The organism is Micromonospora sp. NPDC049891, assembly GCF_040660295.1.
Taxonomy (GTDB): domain Bacteria; phylum Actinomycetota; class Actinomycetes; order Mycobacteriales; family Micromonosporaceae; genus Micromonospora.
On record NZ_JBFAML010000038.1, the window covers coordinates 16,110 to 29,089 of the forward strand.

General features: G+C 70.2%; 14 protein-coding genes and 1 riboswitch. All 14 genes read right to left on the reverse strand.

The window, feature by feature from the left end; translation table 11 throughout:
* Positions 1 to 44 precede the first annotated feature (44 nt).
* Positions 45 to 2,867 carry an aminomethyl-transferring glycine dehydrogenase gene (gene gcvP / locus AB0I71_RS29685; protein WP_357590217.1) on the reverse strand — a complete coding sequence of 941 codons (2,823 nt, stop codon included), beginning with the start codon at positions 2,865 to 2,867 and terminating at the stop codon, positions 45 to 47.
* A 77-nt stretch (positions 2,868 to 2,944) separates the two neighbouring features.
* Positions 2,945 to 3,042, reverse strand: a riboswitch (glycine riboswitch).
* 65 nt (positions 3,043 to 3,107) lie between these two features.
* Complete coding sequence (locus AB0I71_RS29690; RefSeq protein WP_357590219.1) at positions 3,108 to 3,989, reverse strand: NAD-dependent protein deacetylase; 882 nt, start codon at positions 3,987 to 3,989, stop codon at positions 3,108 to 3,110.
* Positions 3,990 to 4,126: 137 nt separating this feature from the next.
* On the reverse strand, positions 4,127 to 4,849 hold the full coding sequence (locus AB0I71_RS29695; RefSeq protein ID WP_357590221.1) for a DivIVA domain-containing protein: 723 nt from the start codon (positions 4,847 to 4,849) through the stop codon (positions 4,127 to 4,129).
* On the reverse strand, positions 4,846 to 6,024 hold the full coding sequence (locus AB0I71_RS29700) for a globin domain-containing protein (protein WP_357590223.1): 1,179 nt from the start codon (positions 6,022 to 6,024) through the stop codon (positions 4,846 to 4,848). Before AB0I71_RS29700 ends, AB0I71_RS29695 begins: the two co-directional genes overlap by 4 nt.
* 2 nt (positions 6,025 to 6,026) lie before the next feature.
* Positions 6,027 to 6,425 (reverse strand): group 1 truncated hemoglobin, encoded by a 399-nt coding sequence (locus AB0I71_RS29705; RefSeq protein WP_357590225.1) that lies wholly within the window; start codon positions 6,423 to 6,425, stop codon positions 6,027 to 6,029.
* 363 nt (positions 6,426 to 6,788) lie between these two features.
* Entirely contained in the window at positions 6,789 to 7,385 is a 597-nt protein-coding gene (locus AB0I71_RS29710; RefSeq protein WP_357590227.1) for a MerR family transcriptional regulator, read from the reverse strand.
* 206 nt (positions 7,386 to 7,591) lie between these two features.
* Positions 7,592 to 8,056: a bifunctional nuclease family protein gene (locus AB0I71_RS29715; protein ID WP_013733914.1), complete on the reverse strand. Its 465-nt coding sequence runs from the start codon at positions 8,054 to 8,056 to the stop codon at positions 7,592 to 7,594.
* Between the two features lie 173 nt (positions 8,057 to 8,229).
* Positions 8,230 to 8,931, reverse strand: coding sequence for a MerR family transcriptional regulator (locus AB0I71_RS29720; protein ID WP_357590264.1), 702 nt, complete (start codon positions 8,929 to 8,931; stop codon positions 8,230 to 8,232).
* A 50-nt stretch (positions 8,932 to 8,981) separates the two neighbouring features.
* Positions 8,982 to 9,434 (reverse strand): FHA domain-containing protein, encoded by a 453-nt coding sequence (locus AB0I71_RS29725; RefSeq protein WP_093402417.1) that lies wholly within the window; start codon positions 9,432 to 9,434, stop codon positions 8,982 to 8,984.
* 218 nt (positions 9,435 to 9,652) lie between these two features.
* Entirely contained in the window at positions 9,653 to 10,033 is a 381-nt protein-coding gene (gene gcvH, locus AB0I71_RS29730) for a glycine cleavage system protein GcvH (RefSeq protein ID WP_357590229.1), read from the reverse strand.
* Positions 10,034 to 10,089: 56 nt separating this feature from the next.
* The gene (locus tag AB0I71_RS29735) at positions 10,090 to 11,049 is read right to left on the reverse strand and encodes a DUF881 domain-containing protein (protein WP_357590231.1); all 960 of its coding nucleotides are present in this window, start codon (positions 11,047 to 11,049) and stop codon (positions 10,090 to 10,092) included.
* A gap of 9 nt (positions 11,050 to 11,058) precedes the next feature.
* Positions 11,059 to 11,391: a small basic family protein gene (locus tag AB0I71_RS29740; protein ID WP_093402419.1), complete on the reverse strand. Its 333-nt coding sequence runs from the start codon at positions 11,389 to 11,391 to the stop codon at positions 11,059 to 11,061.
* Positions 11,388 to 12,308: a DUF881 domain-containing protein gene (locus AB0I71_RS29745; protein ID WP_357590234.1), complete on the reverse strand. Its 921-nt coding sequence runs from the start codon at positions 12,306 to 12,308 to the stop codon at positions 11,388 to 11,390. Before AB0I71_RS29745 ends, AB0I71_RS29740 begins: the two co-directional genes overlap by 4 nt.
* Positions 12,305 to 12,874, reverse strand: a complete 570-nt coding sequence (locus AB0I71_RS29750; RefSeq protein WP_357590266.1) for a CDP-alcohol phosphatidyltransferase family protein — start codon at positions 12,872 to 12,874, stop codon at positions 12,305 to 12,307. Before AB0I71_RS29750 ends, AB0I71_RS29745 begins: the two co-directional genes overlap by 4 nt.
* Positions 12,875 to 12,980 lie beyond the last annotated feature (106 nt).

Genomic DNA, 12,980 nt, shown 5'->3' on the forward strand with positions numbered 1-12,980 from the left:
GGTCAGGGACCGCCACGACCAGGTCGGCGCGGTACCGGACCCGGTCAGCTCTCGTACGCCTGCGGTGACGGGCACGAGCAGACCAGGTTCCGGTCGCCGTACCCGCCGTCGACCCGACGCACCGGCGGCCAGTACTTCCCCATCCGGTCCACCCCGGCCGGCCACGCACCCACCGACCTCGGGTACGGGTGCGGCCAGTCGTCACCGCCGACCATCGCCGCCGTGTGCGGCGCGTTGGCGAGGGGGTTGTCCCCGGCCGGCCACTCACCCGACCCCACCTTGTCGATCTCCGCCCGGATGGCGATCATCGCGTCGCAGAACCGGTCCAGCTCGGCCAGGTCCTCACTCTCGGTCGGCTCCACCATCAACGTCCCCGCCACCGGGAACGACATCGTCGGCGCGTGGAACCCGTAGTCGATCAGCCGCTTGGCCACATCGTCGACGCTCACCCCGGTCGCCTTCGTCACCGGCCGCAGATCCAGGATGCACTCGTGGGCGACGAGACCCTTGTTGCCCGCGTACAGCACCGGGAAATGCTCCCGCAGCCGCGCCGCCACGTAGTTCGCCGCCAGCACCGCCACCCCGGTCGCCCGGGCCAGGCCGTCGGCGCCCATCATCCGCAGGTACGCCCACGGGATCGGCAGGATCCCCGCCGACCCGTACCGGGCCGCCGCGATCGCCGGCCGCCCGTCGACAGGCGCACCGGCCGGATCACCCGGCAGGAACGGCGCCAGATGCGCCCGCACCGCCACCGGACCCACCCCCGGTCCACCCCCACCGTGCGGAATGCAGAACGTCTTGTGCAGGTTCAGGTGCGACACGTCCGCCCCGAACCGCCCCGGCCGGGCGAACCCGACGAGCGCGTTCAGGTTCGCCCCGTCGACGTACACCTGCCCACCCGCGTCGTGGACCTTCGCGCACAACGACGCGATACCCGTCTCGTACACCCCGTGCGTCGACGGGTACGTCACCATGATCGCCGCCAGCGTGTCGCGGTGCGCCTCGATCTTCGCGTCCAGGTCCACCAGGTCGACGTTGCCGTCGTCGTCGCAGCCGACCACCACCACCCGCATGCCCGCCATCACCGCGCTGGCCGCGTTGGTGCCGTGCGCCGACGACGGGATCAGACACACGTCACGGTGCTGCTCACCCCGGCTGCGATGCCACGCCCGGATCGCCAGCAGCCCCGCCAGCTCCCCCTGCGAACCGGCGTTGGGCTGCACACTCACCGCGTCGTAGCCGGTGACCTCCGCCAGCCACCCCTCCAACTGGCCGACCAGCTCCCGGTAACCGGCGGTCTGCTCCACCGGCGCCAACGGGTGGATGTGCGCGAACTCGGCCCAGCTCACCGGCTCCATCTCCGTGGTGGCGTTCAGCTTCATCGTGCACGACCCCAACGGGATCATGCCCCGGTCCAGGGCGTAGTCGAAATCCGCCAGCCGACGCAGGTACCGCAGCATCGCCGTCTCCGACCGGTGCGTGCGGAACACCGGATGGGTGAGGAAGTCACTGGTCCGGGCCAGCCCGGCCGGCAACGCCTCGGGCACCTCACCGGCGACGCCGTCGACACCGAACGCCGCCCACACCATGGCCAGGTGCGCATCCGTGGTCGTCTCGTCGCAGGACACACCGACCCGGTCGGCGTCCACCAGCCGCAGGTTCACCCCGCGCCGCTGCGCCTCGGCCACCACCTGCGCGGCCCGACCCGGCACCCGCGCCGTCACCGTGTCGAAGAACGCGACATCGGCGAGATCGACCCCACCGGCGCGCAACCCGGCCGCCAGCCGGGCCGCCATCCGATGGGTACGCGACGCGATCTCCCGCAGCCCGTCCGGGCCGTGGTAGACGGCGTACATGCCGGCCATCACGGCCAGCAGCACCTGCGCCGTGCAGATGTTGCTCGTCGCCTTCTCCCGACGGATGTGCTGCTCCCGGGTCTGCAACGCCAACCGGTACGCCGCGACACCGTCCGCGTCCCGGGACACCCCGACCAGCCGGCCCGGCAACATCCGCTCCAGACCCGCCCGCACCGCCAGGTAACCGGCGTGCGGCCCACCGAACCCCATCGGCACCCCGAACCGCTGGGTGGTGCCGGCGGCGATGTCCGCACCGATCTCCCCCGGCGGCCGCAGCAACGTCAGCGCCAACAGGTCCGCCGCCACCGTCACCAGCGCCCCGACCGCGTGCGCGGCCTCGACCAGCGGGGCATGCTCACGCACCGCCCCGGACGCCCCCGGATACTGAAGGTGCAGACCGAAGAACTCCGCCGGCAACGGCTCCACGTCCAGGTCCAGCACCCGCACCTCGATGCCGAGCGGCTCAGCCCGCCCGGCGATCACCGCGATGGTCTGCGGCAGGGCGTCCGCGTCGACCACGTACACCCGGCTGCCGCTCTTCGACGCCCGCCGCGCCAGGGTCATCGCCTCCGCCGCCGCGGTGCCCTCGTCGAGCATCGACGCGTTCGCGGTACCCAACCCGGTCAGATCCGACACCATGGTCTGGAAGTTCAGCAACGCCTCCAACCGACCCTGGCTGATCTCCGGCTGATACGGCGTGTACGCCGTGTACCACGCCGGGTTCTCCAACACGTTGCGGCGGATCACCGCCGGAGTGTGAGTGCCGTGATAACCCAACCCGATCATGGAAACGGCCACCGTGTTACGGGCCGCCAGGGCCCGCAGCTCCGCCAGAGCCTCGTGCTCACTCGCCGGCGGCGGCAGATCCAACCGGCCGTGCCAGCGGATCACCTCGGGGATCGCCGCGTCCATCAGCTCATCGATCGAGGCGTACCCGACGGCGTCCAACATCCGGCGCTCGTCGTCCGGGCCGGGACCGATGTGACGGTCGGCGAACTGCTCTGCGGTCATGGGCGCTCCTGCGAGGGCGGGGGGTCGACAGGTCGGCCCTCCCCCTCTGTCACACCCCGCGGGCGCTCCACAGTGCCTGACCCGACGCGGTCCTTCTGCCTGAGAGGTTCCGGGGAGGATTTGCCCCTTCGGCGCCGCCCAACTGTCGCCAGGCGGTCTCTCCCGCGTCGGTGCTACCGGCGCGATCAACGCTACCAGCGTGCCCGACGGCCCGCACCGAAGCCCCTGACCTGCCCCCGGTCACCCCCCGACGGGACTCGGCACCGCCGGCAGCGCCACCGGACCCACCGGCGGCCCGTCACCGAGCAACCGGTCGGCCAGCGCCGGCAACAGCCGCCCCAACGGCGCCTCCACCCGCAGACACGCGTACCCGTCACCCCGGGTCGGCCCCTGGTTGACGATCACCACCGGCACACCCCGCTTCACTGCCCGCAACACGAACCGACGCCCCGACATCACCGTCAACGACGACCCCAGCACCAGCAGCAACCGGGCCTGCTCCACCATCGCGAAACACGACTGCACCCGCGCGGCCGGCACCGTCTCGCCGAAGAACACCACATCGGGCTTGAGCAACCCGCCGCAGGTCACACAGTCGACCGTACGGAACCCCGCCACCTGCGCGTCATCGAGATCCACGTCACCGTCGGGGTTGACCGCGACGGCCCGCCCGCCGAACCCGGGATTGACCGCCCGCAGCCGCCCGTCCAACTCCGCCCGGGACGTCCGGCGCCGGCACCCCAGGCAGACCACCCCGTCGAGCCGGCCGTGCAGCTCCGTCACCGCGTGACTGCCGGCCGCCGAATGCAACCCATCGACGTTCTGCGTGATGATCCCGCTGACCAGCCCACCCTGCTGCAGGCGGGCCACCGCCCGGTGCCCGTCGTTGGGCGCCGCCCGGGCGATCAACCGCCACCCCAGGTGGCTGCGCGCCCAGTACCGCCGGCGCGCCACCGGATCCGCCAGAAACGTCTGATACGTCATCGGAGTGTGCCGGCGAGCGACACCACTGGGCCCCCGGTAGTCGGGAATGCCCGACTCGGTGGACAACCCGGCGCCGCTGAGCACCACCACCTCACCGGCGGCCACCAGGCCCGCCAGCGGCTCGATCAGCTCCTGCACCCACCCATCGTGCCCCAGCAGCGCGGTCAGCGACGAACGCCACCGGTGGCGACCCCAGGCCGCCACCGGTGGCACCCACCCTGCCGCCGGTCCACGCGGCAGCCACGTCGACCGGGACGGGCGCCGGCACCCCCGGATCAGCGCTGCTGATGCCGAGGCAACGACCGGGCCGCCGCCGACCCCGCCGCCGCCGGCTGCGCACCGATCCGCTCCATGGTCCGGGCCAACTGCTCACTACCGTCGTCGAGATGCCGCGCCGCCGCCTGCATATGCGAGATCATCATCTCGCCGTAGATCCGCAGCGCCTCCCGCGCGGCCACCCCGTCGTCGAACGTCGGCCCCGCCGCCGCGTGGTAGTCCTGCACCGCCCGCTCCGCCTCCTGACGGGCCTCCTCCACCGCCGCCCGCACATAGCTCTCGTACTGGGTACGGGCGTACTCGGCGACCCGCCGCGCGTAGTCGTGCGCCTGGGCGATGATCTGCTCCGCCTCCCGCTGCGCCGCCGAGAGCAGATTCACCTCCTTGGCCGCCGGCACCTTCGCCGCCGGCTCCGAACTCGGAATCACCCCGTGCCGGTGCAACTCCACATGATCGTTGAGTCGCTCGTTCTCCGCCCGCAGATTCGCCACCTGCGTCGACAGCAGATCCAACTCATCGGCCACCTGCATCCGGAACCGGTCCACGTCGGTCTGGTCGTACCCGCGCCGCCCGAACGACGACGACCCGAACTCCCACCGACGCACCCGGTCGGCGGTCATCCGCACCTGCACACCACCGGCGACCTGCCCACCGTCGTACCTGCCGACCGGGGCCGTGCTCACCGTACCGGCCCGCCACTCGCGGCCACGAGGCTCACTCACCGGGCACCTCCGGAATCGTCAGAGATGGCGGGATCGCCCGCCGCCGTCCGCCACGAGGGGCCGTACCAGTGCCTACCCAGACCCTCGTGATGCACCTGCCCGGCATGGAAACCGGACCGGGTCAGGGTCGCCACCGTGTGCGACACCATGTCGTCGGAACCACACACGTACACATGCCGGGACCGCCAGTCACCGTCGGCCAACGCCCGGTCCACCGGATACACGAACTCACCCGGCCGATTCAGGTCCAACCCCACCACCTGCGTCACCGACAACCACGGGTACGAGGCGGCCAACTTCTCCAACGCGTCACCGTCGTAGAACTCACTGCGCGAACGCGCCCCCACGTACACGTCCACCCGACGCCGGGAACCCTCCGCGGCCACCTGCTCCACCAATGCCTTCAACGGCGCCCAACCGGTACCACCGGCCAACATCAGCAGATCCGCCGAACCGGCCGGACGCAACGTCAACCCGTCACCCACCGGAGCGGCCAGATGCAACTGGTCACCCACCGCGCACCCGTACACCAGCCGCGACGACACCGCACCGCCCGGCGCCGCCCGCACATGCAGCTCCACAGTGCCGTCCGCGCGCGGCGCGTTCGCCGGCGAGTAGTACCGCCACGACCGCACCGCCGGATGCGACACCCCGATCGACTGGCCCGCGGTGAACGGCAACAGATACTGCGGACGCAACGTCAGCACCGCCACGTCGAACGCCCGCCGCTCGTGCCCCACCACCTCCGCCGCCCACCACGGTGGACTCACCGCCTCGGCGGCCTGCGCCGCCTCGGTCATGACCTTCGCCACCAGCCCGTACGCCGCCGCCCAGTCCTGCGCCAACTCGTCGGTCCACTGGTCGGCGAGAAAATGCCGCAGCGTCGCCAGCAACGCCTCCCCCACCGCCGGGTAATGCTCCGCCCGCACCGCGAACTTACGGTGGTCGACGCCGAGGTCCTGCAGGAAACCCACCAACCGGTCGACCTGGTCGACCTGGGACACGATGTGACCGAGCGCAGTCACCAACCGGTCCCGCTGACCCGCCATGTTGGTCGGGAACATCTGCCGCGTTTCCGGATACGCCAGGAACAGCGTCGAATAGAAGTAGAGCGGCACCTGGTCGCCGTGCGCGGCCACCAGCGACCAGCTCTGCTTGAGCCGGGGCACGTCCACGCTCAGGAGCCCGCCTGGTCCCCGCCGGCCACCACCTGGTCCTGCACCTGCGCCAGCACCGCCTGCACGTCGGCGATGATGTCACCCGGCACACCCAGCTGCGTCAACGTCGCCGTCAGATGCTCACCCACCTTGACGTAGTGCGCCAACGGGATGTTCAACGGCTGATGCGCCGACGCCAGGTCCCGACCGGTGTACTCGTTCGGACCACCGAGCACCACCGTCAACATCAGCGCCAGATGCCGCCGCTGCCCCACCATGTCCACGTCGGCGAAGTAACCGGCAAGCTCCGCGTCAGCGAGCACCCGGTCGTAGAACAGCTCAACGGCCGCCTTCACCGAACCCGCCCCGCCGATGCGCTCGTAATGCGAGACCGGAGCGGTCTCTTCGGTAACCGTCACGGTTGTGTCCTTCCGTCGTGAGGGGACGCGCGGTGTCAACGCGCGAAACGACGGCCCGCCGAGACCGACACCACCCCCACGGCAGCAACAGCCGGCAGACCGTGTCGGACGATAGCGTGCCGCGTCCGACCCGTCACCGCCGGCCCATCGGATTCCCGGCAACAACCAGACACGAAGAGTCACAAAACTCACCCAGGGTCATCACCCCCAGGTCATCATCACCACACGGAACGTGACCACAGCGGGCCCGGCGAAGCCGACGCCCACACCACCCTGACCACCACCGACACGGCACCGGAACAGGCCGACCACCGAACACATCAGTGGACGCGCGACCTCACCGGAACACCACAGTGGACCTACTCAACCCGCCCGCCGCCGGGCCCGCCGCGCAGCCAACTCGTCGCCCACCGCGCCACCCTCGGCGACCTCCGGCGACTCCTGCTCCACCGACACCGCCGCCGGCTCCGCCGGAAGATGCGACAACGAACCCTGGATCTCCTTGAACGCGCCACCGATCGCGATGCCGAACACCCCCTGGCCGCCCTGCAACAGGTCGACCACCTCCTCCGGCGAACGACACTCGTACACCGTCGTCCCATCAGAGATCAACGTGATGCCGGCCAGGTCCTCCACCCCACGCGACCGCAACGCCTCGATCGCCTTACGGATGTTCTGCAGCGACACCCCGGCGTCCAGCAGCCGCTTCACCACCTTCAACACCACCAGGTCGCGAAACGAGTACAACCGCTGCGTACCGGAACCCGAAGCGTCCCGCACACTCGGCACCACCAACGACGTACGCGCCCAGTAATCCAACTGGCGGTAGCTGATCCCCACCGCGTGGCAGGCCGTCACACCCCGGTACCCCACCGCACCGTCACCGTCAGTTGCCGACCCGGGCATCCCACCCGGCTCACCCGACACCGCACCCCGATCGGAATCCCGCGGCTCGTACATCCGGACAACCTCCCCGTCAGTGCGGTGCCACGCCGTATCCGGGACGCGCACCCCTCGACACGGCAACCCTATAGCGACCGCCAGGAGTTACCACGGAGAAACCGTCACGACACGCCGCGCATCGACAGCGATAACCATCACCATCACCGACAGTCACCGCCCGCGCGGCAGAACATCCCACCACCGACACCGGCAGGGCCGAACTCTCAGCCGGCGAAATCCTCCGGGCGCACCTGCTCCAGGAACTCCCGGAACTTCTCCACCTCATCCTCCTGCTCGTCGGGAATCACGATCCCCGCCTCACTGAGGACCTGCTCCGCACAACGAATCGGCGCACCCACCCGCAACGCCAGAGCGATCGAATCACTCGGCCGAGCCGAAACCCGCACCCCATCACCGATCAACAGGTCAGCGAAGAAGACGTTCTCCTTCAACTCGGTGATCTCCACCGCCCGCAACGGCGCCTTCAACGCCGCCAACACATCCCGCAGAAGATCATGGGTCAACGGACGCGCCGGCTTGACACCCTGCTGCTCATAAGCGATCGCCGTCGCCTCGACCGCGCCGATCCAGATCGGCAGATAGCGGTCCCCCTCGACCTCCCTGAGCAGGACGATCGGCTGGTTGCTAGGCAACTCCACCCGAACCCCGACCACGCTCAGCTCGCGCACCGCTGCCTCCGTGTCGTTGTCACCTACGCCGCACCGCGCCCTTCTCTGCACGGTACACGGACCGCGACACGGCCGTCTCATGCGCTACACGCACCCACGCCCGCGCCAGAAGAGGGGTTACCCCCGCAAGCCTACGCCACTCACCAACCGGCCGATCAGCACGCACACGCACCTCACCGGCCCAACGTCGAGCGCAACCCCACCCGCACCAACGCCGCATGCAACTGCTGCGACAGCGCCACCAACTCCCGCTCCGTCTCCGCCGCCCGCGCCCGCGCCGCCGGATCACTCTGCCGCGCCAACGGCGCCACCAACTGCGCGAACAAACCGACCTCGCGATCCGCCGCCGTCCGATAGCCCCGCAGATGTCGCGGCTGGAATCCGTACGCGGCCAGACCCGCCACCGCCCGCGCGATGATCAACGCATCGCCGTCATACCACCCCGGCGGATCCGACACCACCAACCCGAGCCGCTCCAACTCACCGAGCGTCGACTCGTCCAGCCCACTCCGCGCCACCAACTCGGCACGATCCAACCGGACCTGCGCGGACTCACCCGACGACGCCGCGTCACGACCCGGCACCTCACCATCGGGCCCCACCGCCACCAACGCCGGACGCGACCACTCCGGCACCTCACCGTCGGCATCCCACCGCGCCAACTGCTCCCGGATCACCCGCAACGGCAGAAACTGATCCCGCTGCGCGGTCAGCACGAACCGCAACCGGGCCACATCGTCCCAGCCGTACTTCCGGTAACCCGCCGCCGTACGCTGCGGCTCCACCAGGCCCTCAGCCTCAAGAAACCGCAACTTCGAAATCGTCACGTCCGGAAAATCCGCCCGCAACTGAGCCAGCACCTCGCCGATACTCATCAGCGGCTGGGCGCCACCCACCCCGGACGGCCTGGAGGCCGCAGGCTCGTTCACCCCCGGCCGGCCTCACCCTCCGGGCGCGGACCGGCGATGAACACCACCCGGAACTTGCCGATCTGCACCTCGTCACCGTTGCTCAAGGTCGCCGCCTCGACCCGCTCCCGGTTCACGTACGTGCCGTTCAAACTGCCCACGTCCCGCACCGTGAACGTCCCACCGTCACGGTGGAACTCCGCGTGCCGACGCGACACCGTCACATCGTCGAGGAAGATGTCACTGTCCGGATGCCGCCCACTTGTCGTCACGTCGTGATCCAACAGGAACCGGGCACCCGCGTTCGGCCCCCGCCGGACCACCAGCAGCGCCATCCCCGGCGGCAGCGAACCGGACATCCGGCTCGGCACCACATCAGTGTCCGGCCCCTCCAGTGCTTCCTCGAGCGAACCGAGATTGAGCGTCGACGTGACGTCGAGCGGGGGGAACTCGTCGCCTGGGCGAGTCATGGGGACCACCTCACGGAATCTGTTTCGGTCGGCGTCGGGAGACGGCGGGTCTGGCCGCCGGGCTCTCATCCACCCGGCGGCTGGCTCTCCGTGCCCCGAAAGGCTGTCCGCGACGCTCAACTAATGGGTTCTCGGTCGACTGGGCGAGCCTAGCCAGCGCCGAAAAACAGGGCAACCGGACGCGCGGCAGACACCGCCCCGCCCGCACAGCAAAACGCTCAGCTCTCGGTCAACTCGCGATACGCATCCGCGCTCAACAGCCCGTCCACCGCCGCCGGATCCGACACGCTGATCTCCACCAACCAACCCGCGCCGTACGGATCACTGTTGATCACCTCAGGGGTGTCGACAAGCGCCTCGTTGCGCGCCGACACCGTCCCGGCCACCGGGGCGTAGAGCTCCGACACACTCTTCGTCGACTCGATCTCACCCAACGACTCACCGGCCGCCACCGTCGCACCCGCCTCCGGCAACTGCACATACACGATGTCGCCAAGAGCATCCTGCGCGAAATGAGTGATGCCCACCCGGACGGCCCCACCGTCCGCCGCGGCCACCCACTCGTGCTCGGCGGTGTAACGCAGATCCTCAGGAATCACCAGCAGCGTCCTCATCCATCGCGACACCGGACCAACCGGTGCCGGCCCGCCGACCTTCAGGAGACCGGACGGGCATGTTCCAGCGGGCGGGGCACGTGCAGCGCCGAGACCTCGGCAACCTCACGATCCTCAACGATCACGTTACCGCCGTCGCCAGCCACCGACGCGACCACCCCACCAGGAATGTTGAGCGCCGTACGCATCGTCGCCGGATCACCCACCACCGTGATCGTGAACGGCCCCGTCAACCGGCGCCCGTCCACCACCAACGACCCGTCCCTGCTCTCGTGGTCCACGAAGTACGTCGACGCCACGATCCGCACCGTCGCCCGGTCACCACCGGAGATCTGCATCGCCTCCGCGCCGGCACCCCGCAACTCCTGCACCGCGTCCAGCACCCGCATCGCCGAGATCGGCTTCGCCGGCCCCGCCTGGAACCGCACCGCCAGACCCGGGCCCCGCGCCTGCAACGTACCCGCCAGGATCCCCAACTCGTCAGCCCGCCGGGTAGCCTCCTCCAACGCCGCCTGACGCCCCTGCTCACCCGACCGCAACTGCCGCTGGCTCTCCTCCAACGCGGCAACGTCCTGTCGCAGCCGAATCTCCCGCGCCTCCAGGTCGTACAGGATCCGGACCAGGTCCTCCTGCCGCGCCGTCGTCAACGACGAATCCGTCGACGTCGTCTTCAACTGCACCGCCAGGGTGAAACCCAGCAGCCCCAGCAACACACCGATCATCACCGCGGCCGAACTCAGCCGCCGCCACGGCGACACCGCCGTGGCCGGCTGCTCCGCCGCCGCGACACCCTCGGCGGGCTCCGCCGGGGCATCCGCGTCCGGCGTGGCCGACGAATCCTCGTCCTCCCCCGGCGGGCTCCCCTGCGGCGACAACGGACTCAACTCGTCCGGATCCGGCGCCTCCGGACGCGGATCCGGCTCCCCCGCCGGGCCATCCGGCCGCGCCGGCTCCGCCGGCTGCGGCCAGCCCGTACCCGTCTGCGTGTGCTCGTCACTCACGCCACAAACCTACGCCCGGAACAGGTGCCGACGGATCGCCGCCACGTTGCCGAAGATACGAACCCCCAGCACGACCACCACACCGGTGGACAACTGACCGCCCACCCCCAGCTGGTCACCCAGGTACACGATCAGCGCCGCAACCAGCACGTTCGAGATGAACGACACCACGAACTGCTTGTCGTCGAAGATGCGGTCCAGCTTTGCCCGAACCCCACCGAACACCGCGTCCAACGCGGCCACCACAGCGATCGGCAGATACGGCTGCAGTGCCGCCGGCACCGTGGGATCGAGCCACAGTCCGAGCAGCACACCGGCCAGCAGGGCCAGCACCGCGATCATCGACCACCTCCGGAGGGACTGGGGGACGTACCCGAGCCGGACGACTCGTCACCGCCCGACGACGACACACTCGGACTCACCGCCGGCTCCGCGTAGCGTAGCCGCGGCTCCGGAGCAGCAGGCAGGGTGAGGTCATCGGCGTCCCGCACAGCGAACGACAACCCGTTCACCTGAGCCACCTTGCGCATCGTCAACGCGCTGTAACTCGCCTCGTACCGCTTACGCATCCCGCCCGGCCCGATCGCGCTCACCTCGTACGGCCCGGTCACCGGTCGGAAATCCACCAGGATCGCCTGCCCCGCGGACCGGATCGTCGACGTCGACGTCAACCGCTGACCGTTGATCGCGATCGCCTCCGCGCCGGCACCCCACAGGTCGTTCGCCACGCTCTGCAGATCGAGGTAGATCACCTGCGCCGGACCGGCACCGCCACCGCTGAGCGAATCCTGGCCACTCGGCCCGTCCGCCAACTCCACCACCACACCGTCACCACGCACCCGCCCGAGGCCGGTACTCGCCTCCAGCTCCCGCAACCGGGCCGCGTGGGAGCCACCCAGCGCCGCCTCCCGCTGCCGGTTGACCTCCTCGCGCAGCTCCTCCGCCCGCGTCGACAACGCGTCGGTCTCACCCTGCCGCTGCTTGATCTGCGCCACCAGCCCGGAACGGGCCTGCGCACGCCCCGGCTCCTCGGCCATCGTCTGCCGGTAGGCCACCGCGAACAGGAAACCGAGCAGCACGATCACCACCAGCCCGACCGGCCCCACCGACCAACCCGACCGCGCCGGCCGGCCCGTCCTCGCCCGCTGGGCCGCCGCGTCGGCGTAGCCCGGATCCAGTGGATTACGGAACAACTCGGTGAGAAAGTCCGGGGTGAAGGCTCTCGCCCCACGCCGGCCCTGACCGGGATCGTCGCTCATGCCGCCGCTCCTTGCCGACCGCGTACCGCCCGCACCAACTGCCGGGCCTGGACCACGTACAGCGCGCCGGCGACCCAGTAGAGCACCAGACCCCACCACGCCAGCGCCCAGCCGATCGCACCGGCTGCCGCCGCAGCCGCCGGCACCACCGCGGCCAGCAACAGGATCGGAAAAGCAGCCAGCAACAGGAAGGTGGCCGTCTTACCGACGTAGTGCACCGGCGGCGGCCCGTAGCCGTGCCGTCGCAGCACCCCGAGCGAGCCCAGCAGCAGCACCTCCCGGGCCAGCAGCGCGGCGGTGAACTGCCAGGGCACCACCTCGCGGGCGGTGAACGCGACAAGGGTGGCGAGGATGTAGAGCCGGTCGGCGAGCGGGTCGAGCAGCTCGCCCAGCCGGCTCACCTGACCCAGCCGCCGGGCGATCCAGCCGTCCACCCAGTCGCTGGTGCCACCGATGGCCAACACCACGATCGCGGCGGTGTCGGCGCGAGCCACCAGGAACAGGTAGAGGAACAGGGGCACACCCAACAGGCGGACGAAGCTGATCAGGTTCGGCCAGGTGAGCACCCGATCGTCGGGTCGCCGGCCATCGCCGTCGCGGGCCTGCGGTTGCTCCGCCCGAGCCGCCCGACCCGACACCGAACCTCCTCCGCGACGCGCTCGGGCACCGCGG